Annotated in this window: 24 protein-coding genes; 6 read left to right on the top strand and 18 right to left on the bottom strand. The window is 65.6% G+C overall.

Translation table 11 applies throughout. From position 1 onward, the window contains the following. Window positions 1-494: 494 nt before the first annotated feature. Entirely contained in the window at window positions 495-929 is a 435-nt protein-coding gene (locus QYS36_RS05340; RefSeq protein ID WP_308838512.1) for a GNAT family N-acetyltransferase, read from the top strand. A 43-nt stretch (window positions 930-972) separates the two neighbouring features. Here QYS36_RS05340 and QYS36_RS05335 read toward each other — a convergent pair whose 3' ends face one another. The 7 genes from QYS36_RS05335 to QYS36_RS05305 form a co-directional block, all read right to left on the bottom strand. Then, window positions 973-1,791, bottom strand: coding sequence for a suppressor of fused domain protein (locus QYS36_RS05335; RefSeq protein WP_308838511.1), 819 nt, complete (start codon window positions 1,789-1,791; stop codon window positions 973-975). Window positions 1,792-1,955: 164 nt separating this feature from the next. Further along, window positions 1,956-2,402 carry a type II 3-dehydroquinate dehydratase gene (gene aroQ, locus QYS36_RS05330; protein WP_308838510.1) on the bottom strand — a complete coding sequence of 149 codons (447 nt, stop codon included), beginning with the start codon at window positions 2,400-2,402 and terminating at the stop codon, window positions 1,956-1,958. A gap of 10 nt (window positions 2,403-2,412) precedes the next feature. Then, window positions 2,413-3,231, bottom strand: a complete 819-nt coding sequence (gene aroE, locus QYS36_RS05325; RefSeq protein WP_308838509.1) for a shikimate dehydrogenase — start codon at window positions 3,229-3,231, stop codon at window positions 2,413-2,415. Then, window positions 3,228-4,460, bottom strand: a complete 1,233-nt coding sequence (locus tag QYS36_RS05320; protein ID WP_308838508.1) for a CoA transferase — start codon at window positions 4,458-4,460, stop codon at window positions 3,228-3,230. The genes aroE and QYS36_RS05320 overlap by 4 nt, the downstream gene beginning before the upstream one ends. Continuing rightward, entirely contained in the window at window positions 4,457-4,915 is a 459-nt protein-coding gene (locus tag QYS36_RS05315) for a MaoC family dehydratase (protein ID WP_308838507.1), read from the bottom strand. Before QYS36_RS05315 ends, QYS36_RS05320 begins: the two co-directional genes overlap by 4 nt. Then, the gene (locus QYS36_RS05310; RefSeq protein WP_308838506.1) at window positions 4,912-5,313 is read right to left on the bottom strand and encodes a VOC family protein; all 402 of its coding nucleotides are present in this window, start codon (window positions 5,311-5,313) and stop codon (window positions 4,912-4,914) included. The genes QYS36_RS05315 and QYS36_RS05310 overlap by 4 nt, the downstream gene beginning before the upstream one ends. Beyond that, a complete protein-coding gene (locus QYS36_RS05305; RefSeq protein WP_308838505.1) occupies window positions 5,310-6,260 on the bottom strand; it encodes a ketopantoate reductase family protein in 951 nt (316 codons plus the stop codon). Before QYS36_RS05305 ends, QYS36_RS05310 begins: the two co-directional genes overlap by 4 nt. A 92-nt stretch (window positions 6,261-6,352) precedes the next feature. Between QYS36_RS05305 and QYS36_RS05300 the strand changes: the two genes are divergently transcribed. Beyond that, window positions 6,353-7,258 (top strand): LysR family transcriptional regulator, encoded by a 906-nt coding sequence (locus QYS36_RS05300; RefSeq protein ID WP_308838504.1) that lies wholly within the window; start codon window positions 6,353-6,355, stop codon window positions 7,256-7,258. 39 nt (window positions 7,259-7,297) lie between these two features. On the opposite strand, the gene QYS36_RS05295 is transcribed toward QYS36_RS05300, so the two are convergent. Then, window positions 7,298-8,323: a GlxA family transcriptional regulator gene (locus tag QYS36_RS05295; RefSeq protein WP_308838503.1), complete on the bottom strand. Its 1,026-nt coding sequence runs from the start codon at window positions 8,321-8,323 to the stop codon at window positions 7,298-7,300. 121 nt (window positions 8,324-8,444) lie between these two features. Between QYS36_RS05295 and QYS36_RS05290 the strand changes: the two genes are divergently transcribed. Further along, on the top strand, window positions 8,445-9,314 hold the full coding sequence (locus QYS36_RS05290; RefSeq protein ID WP_308838502.1) for an NUDIX domain-containing protein: 870 nt from the start codon (window positions 8,445-8,447) through the stop codon (window positions 9,312-9,314). 34 nt (window positions 9,315-9,348) lie between these two features. Further along, window positions 9,349-9,795, top strand: coding sequence for a GNAT family N-acetyltransferase (locus QYS36_RS05285; protein ID WP_308838501.1), 447 nt, complete (start codon window positions 9,349-9,351; stop codon window positions 9,793-9,795). Between the two features lie 54 nt (window positions 9,796-9,849). Here QYS36_RS05285 and QYS36_RS05280 read toward each other — a convergent pair whose 3' ends face one another. The 3 genes from QYS36_RS05280 to QYS36_RS05270 form a co-directional block, all read right to left on the bottom strand. Beyond that, window positions 9,850-10,164 (bottom strand): hypothetical protein, encoded by a 315-nt coding sequence (locus QYS36_RS05280; protein ID WP_308838500.1) that lies wholly within the window; start codon window positions 10,162-10,164, stop codon window positions 9,850-9,852. 50 nt (window positions 10,165-10,214) lie between these two features. Beyond that, complete coding sequence (locus tag QYS36_RS05275) at window positions 10,215-11,219, bottom strand: TerC family protein (RefSeq protein WP_308838499.1); 1,005 nt, start codon at window positions 11,217-11,219, stop codon at window positions 10,215-10,217. A 197-nt stretch (window positions 11,220-11,416) separates the two neighbouring features. After that, window positions 11,417-12,340: an AraC family transcriptional regulator gene (locus tag QYS36_RS05270; protein ID WP_308838498.1), complete on the bottom strand. Its 924-nt coding sequence runs from the start codon at window positions 12,338-12,340 to the stop codon at window positions 11,417-11,419. Window positions 12,341-12,624: 284 nt separating this feature from the next. Between QYS36_RS05270 and QYS36_RS05265 the strand changes: the two genes are divergently transcribed. Next, window positions 12,625-13,140, top strand: a complete 516-nt coding sequence (locus QYS36_RS05265) for a nuclear transport factor 2 family protein (protein ID WP_308838497.1) — start codon at window positions 12,625-12,627, stop codon at window positions 13,138-13,140. 128 nt (window positions 13,141-13,268) lie between these two features. Beyond that, window positions 13,269-13,508 (top strand): Atu4866 domain-containing protein, encoded by a 240-nt coding sequence (locus QYS36_RS05260; RefSeq protein ID WP_308838523.1) that lies wholly within the window; start codon window positions 13,269-13,271, stop codon window positions 13,506-13,508. 40 nt (window positions 13,509-13,548) lie between these two features. On the opposite strand, the gene QYS36_RS05255 is transcribed toward QYS36_RS05260, so the two are convergent. From QYS36_RS05255 to QYS36_RS05225, 7 genes are all read right to left on the bottom strand, one after another. After that, window positions 13,549-14,031 carry an OsmC family protein gene (locus tag QYS36_RS05255; RefSeq protein WP_308838496.1) on the bottom strand — a complete coding sequence of 161 codons (483 nt, stop codon included), beginning with the start codon at window positions 14,029-14,031 and terminating at the stop codon, window positions 13,549-13,551. 572 nt (window positions 14,032-14,603) lie between these two features. Then, window positions 14,604-15,896, bottom strand: a complete 1,293-nt coding sequence (locus QYS36_RS05250) for a sorbosone dehydrogenase family protein (protein ID WP_308838495.1) — start codon at window positions 15,894-15,896, stop codon at window positions 14,604-14,606. Continuing rightward, on the bottom strand, window positions 15,893-16,321 hold the full coding sequence (locus QYS36_RS05245; RefSeq protein ID WP_308838494.1) for a DUF2231 domain-containing protein: 429 nt from the start codon (window positions 16,319-16,321) through the stop codon (window positions 15,893-15,895). Before QYS36_RS05245 ends, QYS36_RS05250 begins: the two co-directional genes overlap by 4 nt. 228 nt (window positions 16,322-16,549) lie before the next feature. Further along, window positions 16,550-17,566: a histone deacetylase family protein gene (locus QYS36_RS05240; RefSeq protein WP_308838493.1), complete on the bottom strand. Its 1,017-nt coding sequence runs from the start codon at window positions 17,564-17,566 to the stop codon at window positions 16,550-16,552. A 47-nt stretch (window positions 17,567-17,613) separates the two neighbouring features. After that, window positions 17,614-18,567, bottom strand: coding sequence for a glyoxylate/hydroxypyruvate reductase A (locus QYS36_RS05235; protein ID WP_308838492.1), 954 nt, complete (start codon window positions 18,565-18,567; stop codon window positions 17,614-17,616). After that, window positions 18,551-19,306 carry a class II aldolase/adducin family protein gene (locus tag QYS36_RS05230; protein WP_308838491.1) on the bottom strand — a complete coding sequence of 252 codons (756 nt, stop codon included), beginning with the start codon at window positions 19,304-19,306 and terminating at the stop codon, window positions 18,551-18,553. Before QYS36_RS05230 ends, QYS36_RS05235 begins: the two co-directional genes overlap by 17 nt. Then, window positions 19,303-20,616 carry an MFS transporter gene (locus QYS36_RS05225; RefSeq protein ID WP_308838490.1) on the bottom strand — a complete coding sequence of 438 codons (1,314 nt, stop codon included), beginning with the start codon at window positions 20,614-20,616 and terminating at the stop codon, window positions 19,303-19,305. Before QYS36_RS05225 ends, QYS36_RS05230 begins: the two co-directional genes overlap by 4 nt. Between the last annotated feature and the right edge of the window lie 139 nt (window positions 20,617-20,755).

Below are 20,755 nucleotides of genomic sequence, written 5' to 3'. Positions count from 1 at the left end.
GATCTCCAGCGCTGGCACGCTTAGCTCGCTGATCGCAGCTCGACGCAGTACGTTGTGAAGCATGAAAAGAGAACAGGCCTGTACAGCGCTTTTGCCAAAGTCGAGAGCGGAAGCCCTGCTTATTGGTATCGCCTAGCTCCTAACGCTGACCGAGCGGATTTTGCGGTGGTGAGAGCGATACTCGATACCTCCGATTCTTCCGGGACACTGCAGAGCCAAAGCGCTCCCAACACGTTTCAGGATGCCGAGGCGATACGTAGAGCAAGCATCAAATGCGCTGCGGTCTGCCTAGGCTCTACTCCTATCGCGCTTTCCTCTTGGACCTAGAGAGGTTACAGGGCTGCGTGCTGCTATGGACGGCAATGAGCAGTGACAGCCAGTCGGTAGCTCGCCCTAACGGCTTCTTCTGGCCGACCCCGAACAGTTTCCCCAAATAACCCGCCGCTTTCGAATGCTAGCCTGACGAGCCAGCCCCCTCTTGAAGCGAGGCGCCAATGTTGAATATTCGGGTGATGACCCTGGACGATTACGACGCAGTCATCAAGCTGATGAGGTCGACGCCCGGCATCTCGTTGCGCGATGCCGACTCGCGGGACGCGACCGCACGCTACCTGGCGCGAAACCCGGGGCTGAGCTTCGTTGCCGAGGTCGAAGGCCTGTTGTGCGGGTGCGTCATGTGCGGGCATGACGGGCGCCGCGGGTATCTGCAGCACCTGCTCGTGCGCCCGGAATATCGGCGCCAGGGCATCGCGAATGCGCTGGTAGCACGCTGCCTTTCGAGCCTCGAGAACCTCGGCATCCACAAATGCCATCTGGACGTTTTCAAGACCAACCCGAGCGCCGCCCATTACTGGCAAAGCCAAGGCTGGCAGCTCAGGTGCGATATCGATCGCTATTCCTTTACCCGCTCGGGCAACCAGAACGCCTGACCAATCGAGCGGCACCCAGCAGGGTCGTTGCGCGGCGCGCGGCTTACACCACGCTGGCGCGCTGCAGGTCGCTGCGGTGGCCAACGCCGGCGGCCTGCAGGCGCTGCACCAGCTCCTCACGGGCGGCGCGGCCACCGGCGCGCACGTAGTCGAGCTCACTGGCGGTGATCAGCACCACGGCAATCAGGCTGACCGGCGACAGCGGCATGTCGCCCAGGCGCGTCGGGAAGTCCGCCGGGGGGCCGCCGAGCAGTACGCCAACAGTGTCGTCATCGCTGACGAAGTGCGCGGTCAGCTGCTCGCCGATGTGCTGCGACTGGCTCACGCCCGGCAGTTCCAGGGACAGCACGCCATGCTGCTCGATCTGCTCGACGATGCCGCCGGCACCGGCGACCGTGCCGGCCACGTGCTGGAGCAGCTCGAAGGCCCAGCTGTACTTGAGCGGGTCGACTTCGCCCGGCTTGCCCCGGGCGTGCTCGGGGATGTCGGCGGTTTCCAGGAACAGCTCCATCTCGAAACCGTTGCCCGTGCCCTCCACGTCATCGAAGGGATCGGAGAGGCCGTCGGTCGCCAGGAGGATGGACTCGCCACGGCGCACCACGCGGTACGCCTGGCGGGTCGACGGCCACTGCGGGCCGCCGGTGAAGCTGGGGCTGATCAGATAACCGAGCACGTCCTGCTCGACGGCGCCAACACCCTGCCAGTGGCGATCCAGACACCCGGCGCTGGCCTCGCGGGCTGCCTGGTTGGCCGCCTCGGCGGCGCTGTCGCCGTCAGGGATTTCCGGGCTATGGGCAGCTGACGATTCAGCCTCGGCGGAGGGTTTGGATGACAGGCCGAACAACTTGCGGAAAAAACTCATGGGCAATCCTTGCTGAAGGGCTGCTCGAAGGGCCGAGCAGTGGCTGAAGAGGCGGCCGCCATTCTGGCGTGCCGGCAGCCGCGTGAAAACCGACTGGGCCACACGTCATGCAGCCCATTCGACCGCCGCCCTGCGCAAGGTTCACAGCCGTGCTCTGCCGCAGCTCACACCTGCTCACCGCGGGCCGTCGCCACCGCCGTGCGCAAGCCCAGCAGGTAGCTGTCCACACCAAAGCCGCTGATCTGCCCGCGCACCACGTCGGCGAATACCGAGTGGTGGCGGAAGGCCTCGCGGGCATGGATGTTGGACATGTGGATTTCCACCACCGGCACGCTGAGGATCGCCAGCGCGTCGCGGATGCCGTAGCTGTAGTGGGTCCAGGCGCCGGCGTTGATCAGCACCGCATCCGTACCCTCCAGGTAGGCCTGGTGGATGCGTTCGCACAGGGCGCCTTCGTAGTTGCTCTGGAAGCTATCGATTTGCACGCCGAGGGATTCGGCCAGCTCACCCAGGCGCGCGTCGATTTCCTCCAGGGTGATGGTGCCGTACTGCACCGGGTCGCGCTTGCCGAACATGTTGTGGTTGATGCCGTGCAGCATGAGGACTTTCATCGCCTGCCCCTCACACCAGCGGCACGGTGAGTCGCTGGATCACCGGCCCGGTTTGCGGGCGCACGCCACGCCACCACGCGAAGGCTTCGGCCGCCTGCTCGACGAGCATGCCCACGCCATCCGCCAGGGTGTTCACGCCGGCCTTCTTGGCCACCTGCAGAAACGGCGTCAGGCCCTTGCCGTAGGCCAGTTCGTAGGCCAGCGCCGCATTGGCGAACACCGATTCCGGCACCGGCGGCAGCCCGCCAGTGAGGCTGGCCGAGGTGGCGTTGATGACCAGGTCGAACGACTGCCCGGCCAGGTCTTCGTAGGTGCTGAGCAACAGGCGCGAATCATTGATCTCGCTCTCCAGCACCCTGGCCTTGTGCATATCGCGGTTGGCCAGCACCAACCGCGCCGGGCCGGCGCACAGGAACGGCAGCAACGCGCCGCGCACCGCACCACCGGCGCCGAGCAGCAGCACCCGGCGCCCGGTCAGCGGCTGGCCGAGGTTGTGCTCGATATCGCGCAGCAGGCCGATGCCATCGAAGTTCTCGGCCAGCAGCGCATCGCCCACGAACTTGAAGGCATTGGCAGCCCGCGCCAGGCGCGCCCGCTCGCTGGGCTGGGTGGCCAGCTCGAAGGCCTGCAGTTTGAACGGCGCGGTGATGTTCATGCCCAGCCCGCCCTGGGCCCGGAAACGCGCCACATCAGCGGCGAAATCGCTGGTCGAGCCTTCGATGGCGCTGTACTCGATCTGCTGCCCGCAACTTGCCGCGAACAGCCCGTGAATCAGCGGCGACTTGGTGTGACCGATGGGGTTACCGATCACGGCGTATTGGTCTGTCATGGGTTTTCTCCATGGCTGTACAGCACACCATCTGCCTGCAGCCGGGTGATTTCCTCGAGGCTGAAGCCCAGTTGCGCGGCGACTTCGGCGTTGTGTTCACCCAGGTCCGGCGCCACGCGGGTGACCGTGGTATCGCAGTCGGAAAAACGGAACGGCAGGTTCGGCAATTTCAGGGTGCCGTAGCGTGGGTGCTGCTGCTCGATGAGCATGCCGCGGGCCTGGATCTGCGGGTCGTTGACCACCTCGTCGATGCGCTGCACCTTGGCGCTTGGCACATCCACCTCGTCGAGCAGCGACAGCAGGCGCGCCACAGGGTTGGCGCCCACCCAGCGACGGACGATGGCGAGGATTTCTTCGCGGTGCTGGTTGCGGCCGCCGGGGGTATGCAAGCGCGTGTCACTGCTGAACCCGGCCACCCCGGCATCGGCCTCGACCAGGGCGGCGAAGCGCTTCCAGGAATCGTCGACCTGGGCGGCGATCACCAGGTCGCCGTCGGCGGCGCGGAATACGCCGTAGAGCGTCGAGGTCGGCATGTCATGGCCGGTCTGCTGCGGCAGGATCTGCCCGCCGGACAGGGTGTAGCACTGCACCGCGTACTCGTGCATCGACACCAGGGTGTCGTAGAGCGCCATGTCGATGTGCTGGCCCTTGCCACTGCTCACCCGCCCCAGCAAGGCAGCGTTGATGGCCGCCACCGCATGGATGCCGGTGTACATGTCGCCCAGTGAAATGCGCAGCAGCGGCGGTGCCTCGCCGGGCGTGCCGACCATCTGCATGATGCCGCTCTTGGCCTCGGCGATCAGCCCGAAGCCGGCCCGGTGCGCATCCGGGCCGGTGTGGCCGTAGGCGGAAATCGAGCAATACACCAGCTTCGGGTTGCGCTCGGAAAGCTCCTTGTAACCGAGGCCGAGCTTGTCCAGCGCGCCGGGGCGGTAGTTCTCGATGAACACGTCGGCGCTGTCGCAGAGCCTGTGCATGAAGGCTTTGCCGCGCGGGTCCTTCATGTTCACGCTGACGCCCTGCTTGCCCATGTTGAGCTGCAGGAAGTAGCCGCTCTGCTGGTCATCGAGGACGAAGGCGTGTTGCCGGCCGGCATCACCGCTGCCGGGCCGCTCGACCTTGATCACCTCGGCGCCCAGGGCCGCCAGGCAACGGCCCACATAGGGGCCGGCGAGAAAATGGCTGTAGTCGATGACGCGGATGCCTTTGAGCGGCAGTGGCTGGCTCATACGCTGGCCTCCCGGCGCGGCACCATCAGGCGGTGCTCACCGCGCTGCACCACCTCGCCCTTCTGGTTGATCAACTCCGAGGGCAGCACCACGATGCCCCAGCCCGGTTTGCTCTTGCTGGCACGCATCGAGCCCACGCGTATCTTCACGTGCAGCACGTCGCCGACGCGGATGGGCAGCAGGAAATCCCAGGTCCAGCCCAGCGACATGCCGGGCAGGAAGCGGTACCCGCACTGGGTCTTCAGGCCATCGGCGATGGACAGCCCCATCAGCCCATGGGCGACCAGGCCGCCGAAATGGCTGGCCTTGGCGTATGCCTCATCGACGTGCACCGGGGTGTGGTCGCCGGTCAGGTCGGCGTACGCGAGGATGCGCTGCTTGGTCACCGTGTAGCTGGGGGTGATGGCTTGGTCGCCCTCGCGGGCATCGTCCCAGTACTTCTCGACGATACTCATGCCGGCACCTCCACGCGGGCATTCACCGCCAGGGCTTCGGCCACCGCACTGGCCGGCGAGGCCTGGATGAACTCCACCGCCAGGCCATCGGGCAGGCGCAGCCAGTTACTGCCCTGGGGCATCACGGTCACGCCCTCGAAACCCAGGGCGGCGGCCAACGCCGCTTCCATGTCCTCGCACATCATGCCCAGGTGGCCCATGCGCCCTTCCGGGCCGGCGAAGCCGGGCTGGCTGATGAACTGCATGCCGCCGAGGGTCCAGTACTGGGTCGGCTCCTCGAGCGTGCCGTGCACCTCGCGCATGGTCATGCCGAACACGTCATGGAAGAACGTGATGTACCAGTGGATATCGCTGACCCAGAAGGCCACGTGCTCCAGGTAGGCTTTGGGAATACTCATCGCTTGGCTTCCTCTTGTTGTTGATCGCCCATGGCGCGTTCGATGCCCTTGACGCACGCCACCAGCGTGGCGTTGACGGGCGTGGCGACGCCATGGCGCTGGCCGAGCCGCACCACGGCGCCGTTGATGAAATCGATTTCGGTGACCGAGCCCTTTTCCAGGCTCTGCAGCATGGAGGTCTTGAACGAGGCCGGTAGCCCGTCGCTCGCCAGGTTCCAGGCCTGCTCCGGTTTGCTGAGGCTGAGGGCCACGCCGGCCGCTTTCGCCACGGCGATGGCTTCGGCCACCGCGGCCAGGGCGGTTTCGCGAAGCAGCGGCTCGCTGTAGAGCTGGCCGTAGGTGAGCATGGTGATGCCGGTCAGCGCGCCGGTGGCGACGTTGACCAGCAGCTTGTCCCACATGGTGCCGAGGATGTTCTCGCTGACTGTGGTGTCCAGGCCGGCACCGCGGAACACCTCGGCGATGTGGCTGATGCGCGCGCTGGCGCGGCCATCGAGCTCGCCAATGAACGTCTGCTTGCCCGCCACGCCACAACGTATGCGGCCTGGCGCCAGGAGCACGCCCCCCACGTAGGTCTTGCCGGCGATCACCTGGTCGCGCCCGACCACCTCGGCGAGCAGGTCCTCGTGGCCCAGGCCGTTCTGCAGCGACAGCACCACGGTCTGTGGCCCGAGCAGCGCAGTGGCGCCGGCGACGGCCTCGCGGGTGGCGAACGACTTGACCAGCACGATGAGCAGGTCGACGGGGCCGACCTCTTCGGCACGCGAGGTGGCCTTGATGCGCACGCTGCGCTCGCTGTCTGCTTCGATCACCGTCAGGCCGTGCTGCCTGATGGCGTCTATGTGCGCGCCAGCGCGGTTGAGCAGCCAGGTTTCATGGCCTGCCTCGCTGAGGGCGGCGCCAAAGGTGCTGCCCAACGCACCGGAGCCGAGGATGCAGATTTTCAAGGTGAGGCGCTCCCGCTTTTTTTCTCACCTTAAACACGCCCCCAATGTTGAGCTATACAATGAAACCAATAGCTCCATCAGAAAATTAAATAATGACCAAGATCGATGCCTTGCCGGAGCCCAAGCTGCTGCTCTTGTTCGATGTGCTGTACGACACCCGCAGCGTGACCCGAACGGCCGAACAGCTGGGGCAAAGCCAGCCGACCATCAGCCTGTGGCTGGGCAAACTTCGAGAACAGCTTGGCGACCCGCTGTTCGTGCGCACGCCCACCGGCATGGCGCCCACGCCCCAGGCGGACGCTCTGATCACCCCGTGCCGCGAGGTGCTCGAATCACTGCGCCGGCTGACCGCCTGGGAGATCGGCTTCGACCCGGCCAGCGCACAGCGGCGCTTTCGCCTGTGCCTGAGCGATGCCAGCCACATCACCCTGCTGCCGAAGATTCTCGAGTACCTGCGCAATCACGCACCTGGCATCCGCCTGGAAGTCGCGCGTATCGACGGTAATACCGAGCGCGCCCTGGAAACCGGCGAGGCCGACCTGGCCATAGGTTTCGTGCCCTGGCTGGGCGGCGGCATCTACCAGCAGGTGCTGTTCCCCCAGGACTGGGTCTGCCTGGCCCGCCCAGACCACCCGCGCATCGGGGAGGCGCTGCAGCTCGATGAGTATGTGCGCGAAGGCCATGTGTTGGTGAGTGCCGGCACCGGCCAGAAACTGCTGGAAGCCGCCCTGGCCCGCAATGCCATCGAGCGGCAGATCGTCCTCGAGCTGCCGGGCTTCCTCGGCCTGGGCGCCGTGGTGGGCAGCACCGACCTGATCGCCACCCTGCCGCGGCATATCGGCGAAACCCTGGCCCGCCCCCACGGCCTGAAGGTGCACACCTGCCCGCTGCCGATCGAGACCTTTCTGGTCAAGCAACACTGGCACGCCCGCTACCACCAGGACCCGGGCAACCGCTGGTTACGCTCGACCATCTCGACGTTGTTTCAGAGCAATTGAGCCGCGCAGCAAAACCGGCTGCGCAGACGCCCCATCGCCCTAACGCGTCGACTTCACGTTGCCGTGACGGACTTCCCTGGACGGTGAGTTGCCGAAATACGCCGTGTAACACTTGCTGAAATGGCTCGGCGAGACGAAGCCGCAGGCCACGCTGACGTCCAGCACCGGCAGGTCCGAGTGCTGCAGCAAGCGGCGGCCTTCGGTGATGCGCAGCTCCAGGTAATAGCGCGCCGGCGTGGTGCCCAGTTGCTGCTGGAACAGCCGCTCGATCTGCCGCCGCGAGCGGCCCGAGTAGGCGGCCAGCTGGTCGGTGCTCAACGGCTCCTCGATATTGGCGCTCATCAGGTTGATGACCGTGCGCAGCGGCTCGCTCATCTTCGCGTGCAGGGTCGGTTTGACCCGTTTGTAGCGCGACTCCTCGAACGCCAGGATGCCGACAATGCCCTCGGCCAGGTCATTGCCATGCAGCGTGCCGATCCACTCCAGCACCATATGGAAGGCGCCGGTCGGGCTGGCCGCGGTCAGCCGGTCGCGGTCGACCACGAAGCTTTCCGAGGTCACCTGGCTGTGCCGGGCGATTTCCGCCAAGGCCGCGCGATGCTCGGGGTGGATCGCACAGCGGTAGCCATCCAGCAGCCCGGCCTGGCCGATGAACCAGGCGCCACTCCACAGCCCCGCCAACGCCACCTGCTTGTCGGCCGCCATGCGCAGCAGTTGCCTGAGTGCGGGAGTGGGTCGCAGCGGGGTGCGCAGGCCGGCGCAGATCACCAACAGATCCAGCTCGGCGAGGTCCTTGCCGGTCAGCTCGGCGTCCGGGCAGATGACGATGCCCAGGTCGCTGGTCACCGCCTGGCCATCCAGGCTGAAGGTGCGGGTGACGAACAAACCGCGCTCGATCAGGTTGGCGGTCACCAGCACGTCCAGCGCCTGGGTGAAGGCCGGCAGGGAAAAGTGCTCCTGCAGCAGAAAGCCCACGCGGGTCTGCCGCGAAGCATCCTTGTTCGCCGCCACGAAACGCAGGTTCTGCCCCTGCAGCGTCTCGCTGAAACTGCGTCTGTCCGCCATCGCTTGCCCCTGTCTGCAGCCCGGTCACCTCTGGCCGATTGTGGCAGCTGACGACGGACTTGGGGCGTTGATTTGATTGTGAAACACTGCAGCGCTTCGATGACCCACGAGGACACTGCCGGTGAGCAACCGCAACGTTCGCATCCTCAAGCAGCACCTGCTTTCGGATAACTGGTACGTACTGAAGAAGATCGACTTCGAACTGCAGCGCCGCGACGGCAGCTGGCAAACGCAGACCCGCGAGGTGTACGACCGCGGCAATGGCGCCACCATCGGCCTGTACAACCGGGCCAGGCGCAGCGTGATTCTTACCCGACAATTTCGCATCCCGGCGTTCGTCAACGAACACCACGGCTACCTGATCGAAGCCGCCGCCGGCCTGCTGGACAATGCCAGCCCCGAGGAACGCATTCGTCTGGAGGCCGAAGAGGAAACCGGCTACCGCGTGCGATCGGTGCGCAAGCTCTTCGAGGCCTTCATGAGCCCCGGCTCGGTGACCGAACGGGTGCACTTCTTCATCGGCGAGTATCAGCCCGAGGACCGCGTTACCGACGGCGGCGGCCTGGCCGAGGAAGGCGAAGACATCGAGGTGCTGGAACTGCCTTTCGCCGAGGCCCTGGCGATGGTCGAAGACGGCCGCATCATGGACGGCAAGACCATCATCCTGCTGCAGTACCTGAATACGCTGATGCCCGCCACGCCGCTGATGATCCTGCTGGCCGGCGCCGATGACGAGGTGCAAAGCTGCGCGACCAGGCTGCTGCAGGCCGGCCACCTGCCGGTCACGGCAACCTGGCCGACGCGGGCTGGGGAGGAAGATTCAGCGGTTGATGCCGAGCGCTATGGGCAGCTGCTGCTCGGCCGCTGCGATGCGCTGTTGCGGGTGGCCGGCGCATCCAGTCAGGCGGATCGGCTGGTGGCGTTGGCGGAAGAGAAAGCGCTGCTCGTTTACCACGAAGTGGACGAGATCATCGGCCAGGCAATCAGCTGAACATCGGCGACCGATAGCGAAAGGGAGCTTCATCATGACCGCAACCATCCGCCTGGCCACCTGCGCGGATATCGACACCCTGTTCGATATACGTACCAGCGTCATCGAGAACCATCTCTCCCGTGAACAACTGGATGAACTGGGTATCACGGCTGCCGCTCTGCAACAGGCGATAGAAGAATCAGCGTGCGTATGGGTGGCGGAGCTGGAGGGCGCTGCCGGGGGCTTTGCCATGGTCGATGCCGAGGCCGGCGAGCTGTTCGCCCTGTTCGTTCGCCCGCAGTGCGAAGGCAAGGGGCTTGGCGCACTGCTGCTGGAAGCTGCCGAGCAGGCATTGTTCGCTAACCATGAGGTCATTTACCTGGTGACCGATGGCCACGAGGCGGTTCGTGCCAACGGTTTTTACCGTCGCCATGGGTGGGCTCGGGTTGCCAAGGTGGACGAGCGCGATGTCCGCTATGAAAAACGCCGCGTGGGCTGACTGCTAGAGGGCATCCCTTCCCTGCTTGTGGTTGATAGCTGCTGGGCCACTGTCTCAGGTTTCTACGCCACCCATGCCAGGCGTGCGCGGTTGTTCATGCTCGGGCTCAGGTTGGGCCTGCTCGGTCTCTTCCTTGGCGCCTTCCTTCTCCGGTTTGCCGAGCATTTCGTTGGTGGATTTCTGCACCTCGTCGATCTGCTTGTTGAAGGCAGTGACCGTGTCGCTGACCGCTTCGCGGGCGATTTCCTGCACGGCCTGCTCGGCCTTTTCGGTGAACTTCTGCGCCGATTCTTCGGCCATCTCGCAGCCGGCCAGGGTCAGGCCGATCACGGCGACCAGGGCCAGCGCGGAAAGGGGGGATGGATTCATGGCTCGTCTCCTGTGGTGAGAAGCCCCGGCGGCGCCGGGGCGTTGCAACGTCAGTGCGGGGTCTTTTCTGCGTCGAGGGCCGGCGGGTCGTTGCGGGTTTTCCACAGCGACAGCAGCACGCCACCGATCAGCAGGCCCAGGGTCACGCTCAGGGAAATCACTGGCGGGGTCTTGCCGATGATGCCGACCAGGAAGATCTTGCCGCCGATGAACACCAGTACCAGGGCCAGGGCGTACTTGAGGTAGGCGAAGCGATGGATCATCGCCGCCAGGGCGAAGTACAGCGCACGCAGACCAAGGATCGCGAAGATGTTCGAGGTGTAGACGATGAACGGGTCCTGGGTGATGGCGAAGATCGCCGGCACGCTGTCGATGGCGAATATCAGGTCGGCACACTCGATCAGCACCAGCGCCAGGAACAGCGGCGTGGCCCAGCGCACCATGCGGCCCTGCTCATCCGGCTGACGCACGAAGAAGCGGCCTTCGTGCAGGCGGTCGGTAACCCGCATGTGCCGACGCACGAACTTGATCAGCTTGTTCTCGGACAGGTCCGGGTGGTCGTCGACCTTGCTGAACAGCATCTTCACGCCGGTGAGCAGCAGGAAGGCGCCGAACACGTAGAGGATCCAGCTGAACTGCGCGATCAGCGCGGCGCCCAGGCCGATCATCAGGGCACGCAGCACGATCACCCCGAGGATGCCCCAGAACAGCACCTCGTGCTGGTACTTACGCGGGATGGCCAGGAAGCTGAAGATCATCGCCATCAGGAACACGTTGTCCATCGACAACGATTTCTCGATCAGGAAGCCGGTATAGAAATCCATACCCGAGGTGGCGCCCTTCATGTGCCACACCCACAGGCCGAACAGCAGGCCCGCGGTGATATAGCCGCCGGACAGCAGCAGGCTTTCCTTGACGCCGATTTCGCGGTGCTCACGGTGCAGCACCCCGAGGTCGAAGACCAACAGGCTGACGACGATGGTGATGAAGATCAGCCAAAACCAGGCTGGTGTGCCGAGGAAGTCGGCGGTGAGGAACGGTACTAGGGTGCTCATGAGCCCCTCCTAAGTCAGAGTTGTACAAACTGCAACTCCGACATGGCAGCTGGGTAGCTGTCAGAGGGGCCCGGCGTCGCAGCGCCAATCTAGCAGGCGCTGCGCGGTTCTCAAGGGGCGACTCGTTGCAAATTATAACGAGGCGAACACCCGGCAAATGCGCCTAAAAGTTCCCATCAGGCGCGGAAAAATTTATTTCAGGCGCTTTCCCGAATGCTCTCTGGCTTGTCGCTTGGTGCCCAGGCGTTGCCCCGCAGGCGGCTGGCATCCCTGGCCGGCGGCAGGCCGAACAGGCGCGTGTAATCACGGCTGAACTGCGACGGGCTTTCGTAGCCCACGCGGTAGCCGGCGCCTGCGGCATCCAGCGCTTCGGCGACCATCAGGCGGCGGGCCTCCTGCAGGCGCAGGTGGGTGCGAAACTCCAGTGGGCTCATGGCGGTGACGGCCTTGAAGTGGGCGTGAAAGGTCGAGCGACTCATGCCGGCGATATCGGCCATGGCATCGATCCGGCAGGCCTCGGTGTAATGGCTGCGCAACCAGACGATGGCCTTGGCGATCTGGCTCAGGCGGCTGTCGGCCCTGACCATCTGCCGCACCATGGCCCCGCCACTGCCAATCAGCAGGCGGTAGAGAATCTCGCGCACCGTCAGCGGCGCCAGCTCGGCGATATCGCCGGGCGCGTCCAGCAGGCTGGCGAGCCGGGCGGCGGCATCGAGCAGCTCCGGTGTGGTTTCGCCAAGCTGGATGCCGGCGGCGGGCGCGCCGTTCTTGGCGTCCGCCGGGTAACGCAGCACCAGGTCGCTGAGCACGGTCATGTCCAGATCGAGCACCAGGCACAGGTAGGGCCGCTCCTCGCTCGCCTCGATCACCGCGCCCATTACCGGCACGTCTACGGAGGCGACCAGGTAATTGGCCGCATCGTAGACATAGGTCGTGGTGCCAGCCGTCACCCGCTTGCGGCCCTGGACGATCAGGCAAAGGGTCGGCTCGTAGACCACCGGCATCGGCACGGTCGGCGTGGCGGAACGCACCAGGCTGACGCCGGCGATCGGCGTCGGCTGGATGCCGTCACCCGACGTATGTCGGCCGATGATCTGTACCAGCTTGTGCAGCGAATCCATGACCTCTCCTTTGCTCAAGCAAGGTTTTACAAGGTTTTTCAAGCGGATGATCAGGTAAGTATCCGCGACGATCCAGCTACGGGCAGCGCATGCTGCGCGGGCAGACTCGTTCACGACGGATCGCCAGGCGAGCCTGTGCAGCGCCCATCTTGCCTCACCCGAGCGAAGCTCGACAGCCCCAGCGGCTCGGACGATCAGGCAGGCGGCCCGGCAAACGGAGACACCGGCCAGCATAGGCCAGCCACACCGCTCAGGCAGATCAAACAGTGAAGAGGAGTTCAGCCATGCTTACCACCACCTTGCGTAACACCCGCGTCGCCGCCCTGTACGGAGCCCTGTTGCTCGGCGCCCTGTTGCCCGGCCTGGCCCAGGCCGACGCGAATGCCGCTGTCGAAGCCCGCAACAAGCAGGCGGTCAGCGAAGCCTTCGATCGCTGGGCGGCCGGCGGCAATACCTTCTTTCGCGACATCCTGACGCCCGACGTGGTGTGGACCATCAAGGGTTCAGGGCCCAGCGCCGGCACCCATCGCGGCGTGGACGCCTTCGTGGGTAACGCGGTACAGCCGTTCGCCGCACGCCTGTCCGAGCCGGTGCGCCCGGTCAGCAAGCAGGTCTGGGCCGATGGCGACCATGTGATCATCCAGTGGGATGGCACCGGCGTGGCCCGCGATGGCCAGCCCTACCGCAACAGCTACGCGTGGATCTTCCGCATGCGCGACGGCAAGGCCTACGAGGTGTCGGCCTACCTCGACCTGCCAGCCTATGACGATGTGCTGCAGCGCATCCCCGACCCGGCATGATGGCCATGAGCTGCCGAGCAACCTGCCTGCGCGCCCTGCTGCTGGGCGCGTTCCTTCTGGCGCCACCCAGTACGGTGCTCGCCACCCAGCCAACCACGGCGGCCACGCCGCCAAGCCAGGAGAACGCCATGTCCGAGCATCCCTACGTGGGCATGTGGGTCACCGACGACGGCCAGATTCGCCATGAACTGCTGCCCAACAATCGTTACGACGAAGCGCGCGGCACTCGGCAAAGCGCCTATCAGGGCCGCTATGAGATCAACGGCACGCATATCGACTACTGGGACGACACCGGTTTCACCGCCGATGGCGAGTTCGTCGACCACGACACGCTGCACCACGGCGGCATGATCTTCCGCCGCCGTTAGCCAAATACAGGCCGCCTCACATGGGGCGGCCTAGCTATTTTCAGCCGCTGGTGTCGATCAGCAACTCGGGCTCGTGGCTGACCGGGAAATTCACCGAGCGGGCGATAAAGCACATTTCATGGGCCTGGTGATGCAGCGCGCGGGCCTTTTGCAGGTCGGAACCGGCAGCCAGGGTGACCTTTGGCCGCAAAACCACCGAGGTGAACTGCCCGGCGCCGTCGGCCTGCTCGAGCATCGCGCCCTGGGCGTTGTCCTCGTAGTCGGTCACCACGACGCCAGCGCCGGCACACAAGCCCAGATACCAGAGCTTGTGGCAGGCGGACAACGAAGCGACCAGCAGCTCTTCGGGATTCCAGCGTGCCGGATCACCGCGAAAACTCGGGTCGGATGACCCGTCGATCGGCACCTTGCCCGGCGCCTCGATGCTGTGCGCACGGCTGTAGCCGCGATGGGACGCGGTGCCACTGCCCTGGTTGCCGGTCCAGGTCACGCGTACGTCGTACTGATGCTGCTTTTCCGCCATTTGATGCCCCTTGAATGATCGTCAATCTGCTCGGCGAGCCTAGGGTCTGTTGCCGTTTCACGCACGGCCGCGCCGGAGCCCGTTTTGTCGCGAGGTAAGGCACGAGCCGCGAAGTTTAGCTAGCTAAATGAGCCGGCGAGAAACGCAGCATCGCGACAAAACAGGCCCGGCCCTACGGGTGGGGCCGCCTAGGTTGTGCGGGAAATCTCGCCATGCGTCGTTGGAGGACTTGGCAAGGGAAAACGCGGACGGCTAGTCCATTACCTGCGTCCTCCGCCTAGCGGATCGCCGCCCGGCCTGGCGAGATTTCTCGCGACAACGCGGCTCGCGTTGAAACGGCAACAGACCCTAGCGCTTTCGCGCGCCCGACGGTTGTACGTTTCGCTGAATTTCGGGCAGCGAAAGGCGCTCTGCCTGTTCTTCGATCAAGGGGGAATACATGACGACGACAGCACTGACATTGCATCAGTACGCAGCTTGCGACGACGGGGCGGTACCGGGCGCCGGCTGGGATGATCAGCGCCCGACAACCGCAGCGTCTCGGGGCGGCTGCCCGCCCCGAGACGTCTGGATCACTGGTCGCGCGTCACACGCCAGACCGTATTGGACAGGTCATCGGCGATGATCAGTGCACCTTTCGGGTCGACCGTCACGCCCACCGGGCGGCCACGGGTCTTGCCGTCATCGCCGCGAAAACCGGTGGCGAAGTCGACGGGCTCGCCGGCCGGGCGGCCGTCGGCGAACGGCACGAAGATCACCTTGTAGCCCACCGGGTTGTCGCGGTTCCAGCTGCCGTGCTCACCGACGAACACGCCGTTGGCGAACTGCTCGCCCATCTCCGGGATGGAAAAGTCGACGCCCAGCGCCGCCACGTGGGAGCCAAGGGCGTAGTCCGGCTTGATGCTGATGTCGACCATTTCCGGCTTGTGCGGCTGCACCCGGGTGTCGGCATTCGGGCCCCAGTAGGCGTAGGGCCAGCCGTAGAACTTGCCCTCCTGCACCGAGGTCAGGTAGTCGGGCACCAGATCCGGGCCCAGCTCGTCACGCTCGTTGACCACCGCCCACAGCTGGCCGGTTTCCGGCTGGATGGTCAGCGCGGTCGGGTTGCGCAGGCCGGTCGCATAGGGCTTGTGCATGCCGCTCGCAGCGTCGATCTGCCAGACCATCGCGCGGTCGGCCTCGACCTCCATGCCGCGCTCGCCGATGTTGCTGTTCGAGCCGATGCCGACATACAGGTAACGACCATCGGGGCTGATGGTCATCGCCTTGGTCCAGTGGTGGTTGATCTCCTTCGGCAGGTCGGTGACCTTGGTCGGCGCGGCGCTGGCCTGGGTCTGACCGTCCTGGTAGTCGAAGCGCACCACGGCGTCCTGGTTGGCCACGTACAGGTTGCCCTCGTGGAAGGCCAGACCGTAGGGCGCATTGAGGTTTTCGGCGAATACCGTCTGGGTCTCGTAGCTGCCGTCACCGTCGGCGTCGCGCAGCAGGGTCAGGCGGTTGCCGCCTTTGACCTTGGTATTGCCCTGGGCCTTGATGTAGCTGGCGATCACGTCCTTGGGCTTGAGCTTGGCGGCGTTGCCGCCACGCCCTTCGGCCACCAGGATGTCGCCATTGGGCAGCACCAGGGTCTGGCGGGGAATCTTCAGGTCGGTGGCGATCGCGGTGATGCTGAAGCCGTCCGGTACGGTAGGTACTTTATCGCCCCACTCCGCCGGCTCGGCGATCTTCATGCTCGGCAACAGGCCGCGTTGCGGTTCCGGCAGCTTGGGGTCGGGACCACGCTCGAGGGTGGAGTCCGCTTCGCCGCCACAGGCGCCGAGCAGCAGCGCCATGCTCAGGGTCGTCAGTGTGCCTGCAGTTCTCATCGCTCACCTCCCGAACGCAGGTTGCTCAGGCCCAGCCAGGCGGTGATCACCGCCAGCACGGCGACGATGGCCGACAGCACCAGGCCGGTAGGCATCATCGCCCAGGCGTCCTTGGCGTGTTCGAAGGCGTTGATCAGCCCGAGCACCCAGGTGACCAGCAGCAGCAGGAAATACAGCACCGGGCGACCGGCCTTGCGCTCGGCACCGATCAGGTTGGCCAGGGCGAACAGCAGCGCCAAACCGGCGAACAGCAGCCCGCCGGCGATCAGCCAGGCCGCGAAGTTGGCCCACTGGATCTGGAAGCTGTTCTGGTAGGCGATATCGCTCAGCAGCGCGCCGATGAACAGCGGAACGGTGCCGGCCAGCAGCATCGCGTGCAGCGGCCCTGGCCTGTATCGGTAGTCGGGGTGAGTGGTAACGGTCACGGTGGCTCCTTAACGTTATCGTTCAGCGATTGCGGTGCGGACAGCCGGCGAAGGCACCGGCCGGTCAGGCTCGCGCTGACTGCGCATAGGGGAAGATTGCGCGACGAGAACGTTAGTTCACCTCCATTTCCGGGCGGAAATATCCTGAAAGATCCGCCGTTGCCGGCCCCGCCGGATCATGCGAGGCAGGCGCCACTGCGAATACGCGCATGACGCCGTTCTGCCTGACTAGCCCAGCAAGCCCTTGAAGAACCGCGCAGCGTTTTCGTCGAGGGTGGCGATGTCGTAACCGCCCTCCTGCACCACCACGCACGGCAGGCCAAGAGCGCGGATGCGACGGCCCAGTTGCTCGAAACCGGCATGGCTGACCGCGACCTTGGACTGCGGGTCGTCCTCGTAGATATCGAAGCCCAGCGACAGCACCAGCACCTGCGGCGCGAAGGCGATGATCGCCTGCTCGGCCTGGCTCAGGTAGCTGAAAAAATCCGCCTCGCTGGCGCCATGGGGCATCGGCAGGTTGAGGTTGTAGCCCAGGCCGGCAGCCGCGCCGCGCTCGTCATCGAAGCCGGCCACCACCGGGTAGAAATTGGTCGGGTCGCCATGGATGGAAACGTACTGCACGTCATCGCGCTCGTAGAAGATCTCCTGGATGCCCTGGCCATGGTGCATGTCGGTGTCGAGGATGGTGACGCGCTCAAAACTGGCGCGCAGCACCTGGGCGGCAATCGCCGCATTGTTGAGAAAGCAGAAGCCGCCGGCCGCCTCGGCCCGCGCGTGGTGGCCCGGCGGGCGACACAGCGCATAGGCCTGGGGCTCGCCATCGCGCACCGCCAGGGCGGCGGCAACGGCGGCCTGGGCCGACCAGTAAGCAGCCGTCCAGGTGTGCTCGCCAATCGGGCAACTGCCGTCGGCCAGGTAGCGCGCGGTTTTGCCGAGAATGCCGCGCAGCGGGTTGTTCTCGCGGATGAAGATGTTCGACATCACCTCGTCGCCCCAGTCCTCGTCGACCTCGTGCCACTGGGCGTAGGCGCTTTGCAGGTAGTCCAGATAAGCGTCGCTGTGCACCGCGCGCAGCGGCGCGAGGCCGTGATCCGCCGGTTCGCTGACCGTGAAACCGAGCTGGCGGGCCATGGCCAGCAGCGGGTCGATGCGCGCCGGAATTTCCTGGGGCTCACGCATCTGCCCGCGGGACAGGTAGCTGCGCGGGTGATGCAGGCGTTGCTGAGGATGGAAAAAGGTTTTCATGGCGATTATCCGTAGTCGTGGCCGACGGGCGCGCGCCCGTCGGCGATTCAGTAACCCAGTCCGGGATCGACTTGATGGTTCAGCAGCAGGCCGGCCTGCAGGCGCTGCAGGTTGTCGGCGATCTGCCGGGCGATGCAGGCATCGGATGCCGCAGACGCCATATGCGGCGTGACCCACACGCCGGGCGCCTGCCACAGTGGCGAGTCGCGCTGCAGGGGCTCCTCAGCGAACACATCCAGCAGCGCGCCGCGCAGTTGGCCGCTGGCCAGCGCGTCGAGCAGATCGGCCTCGACCAGATGCTCACCACGGCCACAGTTGATCAGCGTGGCGCCCTCGGCCATATGCGCGAACACATCGCTGCTGAGCAGACCGCGCGTGGTGGCGGTCAGCGGCAACAGGTTGACCAGCAGGTCGAGGCCATCGAGAAAGCCGGGCAACGCCTGGACACCGGCAAAGGTGGCGATGCCCTCCAGTTCGCGGGGTGTGCGCGCCCAGCCCCGCAGCGCATAACCGGCCTCGGCCAGGCGCGCGGCCACCGGCGTGCCGATGGCGCCCAGGCCCATCACGCCGACCCGAAAATCCCGCGCGGCGCGCTGCAGCGGTCGCTGCCATCGCTGGCTCGCGCGGCCATTGAACACCTGGTCGAAACCGCGGTGAAAATGCAGCACGCCCCAGTGCACGTACTCGGCCATGCCCCGTGAGTGGTCGGGGTCGACCACCCGGCAAATGGGCAGCCCCGCAGGCCTGGAGCGATCATGTTCGAGGTGGTCGACGCCCGAGCCAATCGAGTGGATCAGCCGCAGGGCCGGCAAACGGCCCAGGCTGCCCTCGGCGGGGTACCAGCAGGCGGCCACCGCGGCTCGCTCGGCGCCCGGTTCATGCGGGCGCAGCACCTTGAGCTCGGGTGCGTGGCGGGCGAATACCTCGGCGAGCCAGTCCTCGAGCGGCCGTTCGCGGCACAGCAGCACGACGCTGGGCACGGGTTCAGCGGCACCAGTCATCGCGCTGCTCCTCGATCAGGCTCAGGGCGGCCTGCCAGGCCAGGTCGATGATGCTGTCGATGCCATCGCGGGCGAACTGCGCCGCGGTATGCCGACAGACTTCCTCACTGGGGATATTCAGCGCCACGCCTGCCGACATCGCCTGGATCTGCGCCTGGCAGGCGCGCTCCAGGAAATAGATCTCGTGAAAGGCATGGGCCACGCTCTGCCCGCCGGCCAGCAGGCCGTGGTTGCGCAGAATCATCGCCTTGTGGCTGCCCAGGTCCGCCACCAGACGCACGCGCTCTTCGAGCGACAGGGCGATGCCTTCATAGCTGTGGTACGCCAGGTGGCCATGGAACTTCAGCGCATGTTGGGTCAGCGGCAGCAGGCCATCGCGCTGGGCCGCCACGGCCATGCCGGCGGCGGTATGGGTGTGCACGATGCAGCACATGTCCGGGCGGGCTTCGTGGATCGCCGAATGGATGACGAAACCGGCAGCGTTGACCCGCCGCTCGCCGCCCAGGCGATCCACCACATTGCCCTGCAGGTCGATCAGCACCAGGTCGCTGGCACGCATCTTCTCGAACGCCACGCCGTAGCGGTTGATCAGGAAGTGATGCTCGGGCCCTGGCACCCGCAGGGTGATGTGGGTGTCGATCAGGTCGGTCATGCGGTAATAGGCGACCAGCCGGTACAGGGCGGCCAGGTCGCAACGCGCCTGCCATTCGGCATCGCTGATGATCTCGGGTTTGCTCATAAGGTCACGGCCTCCGGGTGGCACGGGCTCAGGGTATGGCGCTCTTTATCCCGCAGGTGAGCCAGGCCGATCACGCCGACCAGCGACATCAGCGCCAGCCCGCTGAAGAACAGCGCCAGTGGCAGCCACTGGCCGGCGAACTGCCCGGCCAGGTAAGTGCCGATCAGCGGCGTGAGGCCGCCGGTCAGGCCACTGCCCAGCTGATAGGCGATGGAAATGCCCGAGTAGCGCACCTGGGCCGAAAAGGCCTCGGCCATGTACCCGGCGATCGCCGAATACAGCGCCGCCAGCAGCAGCACGGCCAGGGCGATGCCGGCGGTCATGTAGACCAGGTTGCCGGTCTGCACGAGCAGGAACATCGGGTACGGCACCAGCATGCACAGCGCCGCCACCCACTTCAGGAAGCGCCCCTCGCCGAAGCGCTCGGCCAGCAGCGCCGAACACGGCTGGGAGAGGAACTGCAGGATGGTGACCAGGAACAGGCAGTCGAGAATGGTCGACTTGGAGATGCCCTGGTACTGGGTCACGTAGGTGATCATGAAGGTGTTGGTGAAGAAGAAGCCGCCCGAGCCGATGGTCACCGCGGCGGCGGCGAACAGGATCTGCCGCCAGTTGTGGCGCAGCACGTCCCTGACCGGGCTCTCGGAGGTCTGCTTCTGCTCCTTGACCTTGGCGAATTCCGGCGACTCGGGCACCCCGAAGCGAATCGCCAGGCCCACCAGCATCAGCACGCCACTGAGCAGGAACGGCACGCGCCAGCCCCAGCTCATCAACGCCTGCTGATCCATCTCGCTGATGGCGCGAAAAGCGATCAGTGCCAGCAGCAGGCCCGCCGGGCTGCCCAGTTGGGCGAACGACGCGAAGAACACCTTGCGGCCCTTGGGCGCGTGTTCGCTGGCCATCAGCACCGCCCCGCCCCACTCGCCGCCCACCGAGATGCCCTGCAGGAAACGCAGCGCCACCAGGCCGATCGGCCCCCAGATGCCGGCCTGGGCATAGGTCGGCAGCAGGCCGATGCAGGTGGTGGCCACGCCCATCAGCACCATGGTGAACAGCAACATCTTCTTGCGCCCCAGGCGGTCACCGAGGTGGCCGAACACCACGCCGGCGAACGGCCGGGCGATGAAGCCGACGGCGAAGGTGGCGAAGGCCGCCATGGTGCTCAGCACCGCGTTGTCGCTGGGGAAGAACAGCTGCCCGAGCACCAGGGCGGCGGCGAAGGCATAGATGTAGAAGTCGTAGAACTCGATGGTGGTGCCGATGAAGGCGGCCGCCGCGGCACGACGCGGCGTGGAGGTAGGGGTGGTCATCGCAGGCTCCCGGATTGGTTTTTATAGGCAGGAGAAAAAGCACATCCCAGGTGGGATCGGTCGCACTCTGGCGGTGCATTGCCAGATCATGCCCCCACCCCTATGCTAAGCAAAGCTTCTAATATCAATACTCAAGTAT

Origin of the sequence: Pseudomonas sp. G34, from assembly GCF_031119625.1 — a bacterium.
Classification (GTDB): Bacteria; Pseudomonadota; Gammaproteobacteria; order Pseudomonadales; family Pseudomonadaceae; genus Aquipseudomonas.
This window is presented reverse-complemented; position numbering and strand designations above follow the sequence as displayed.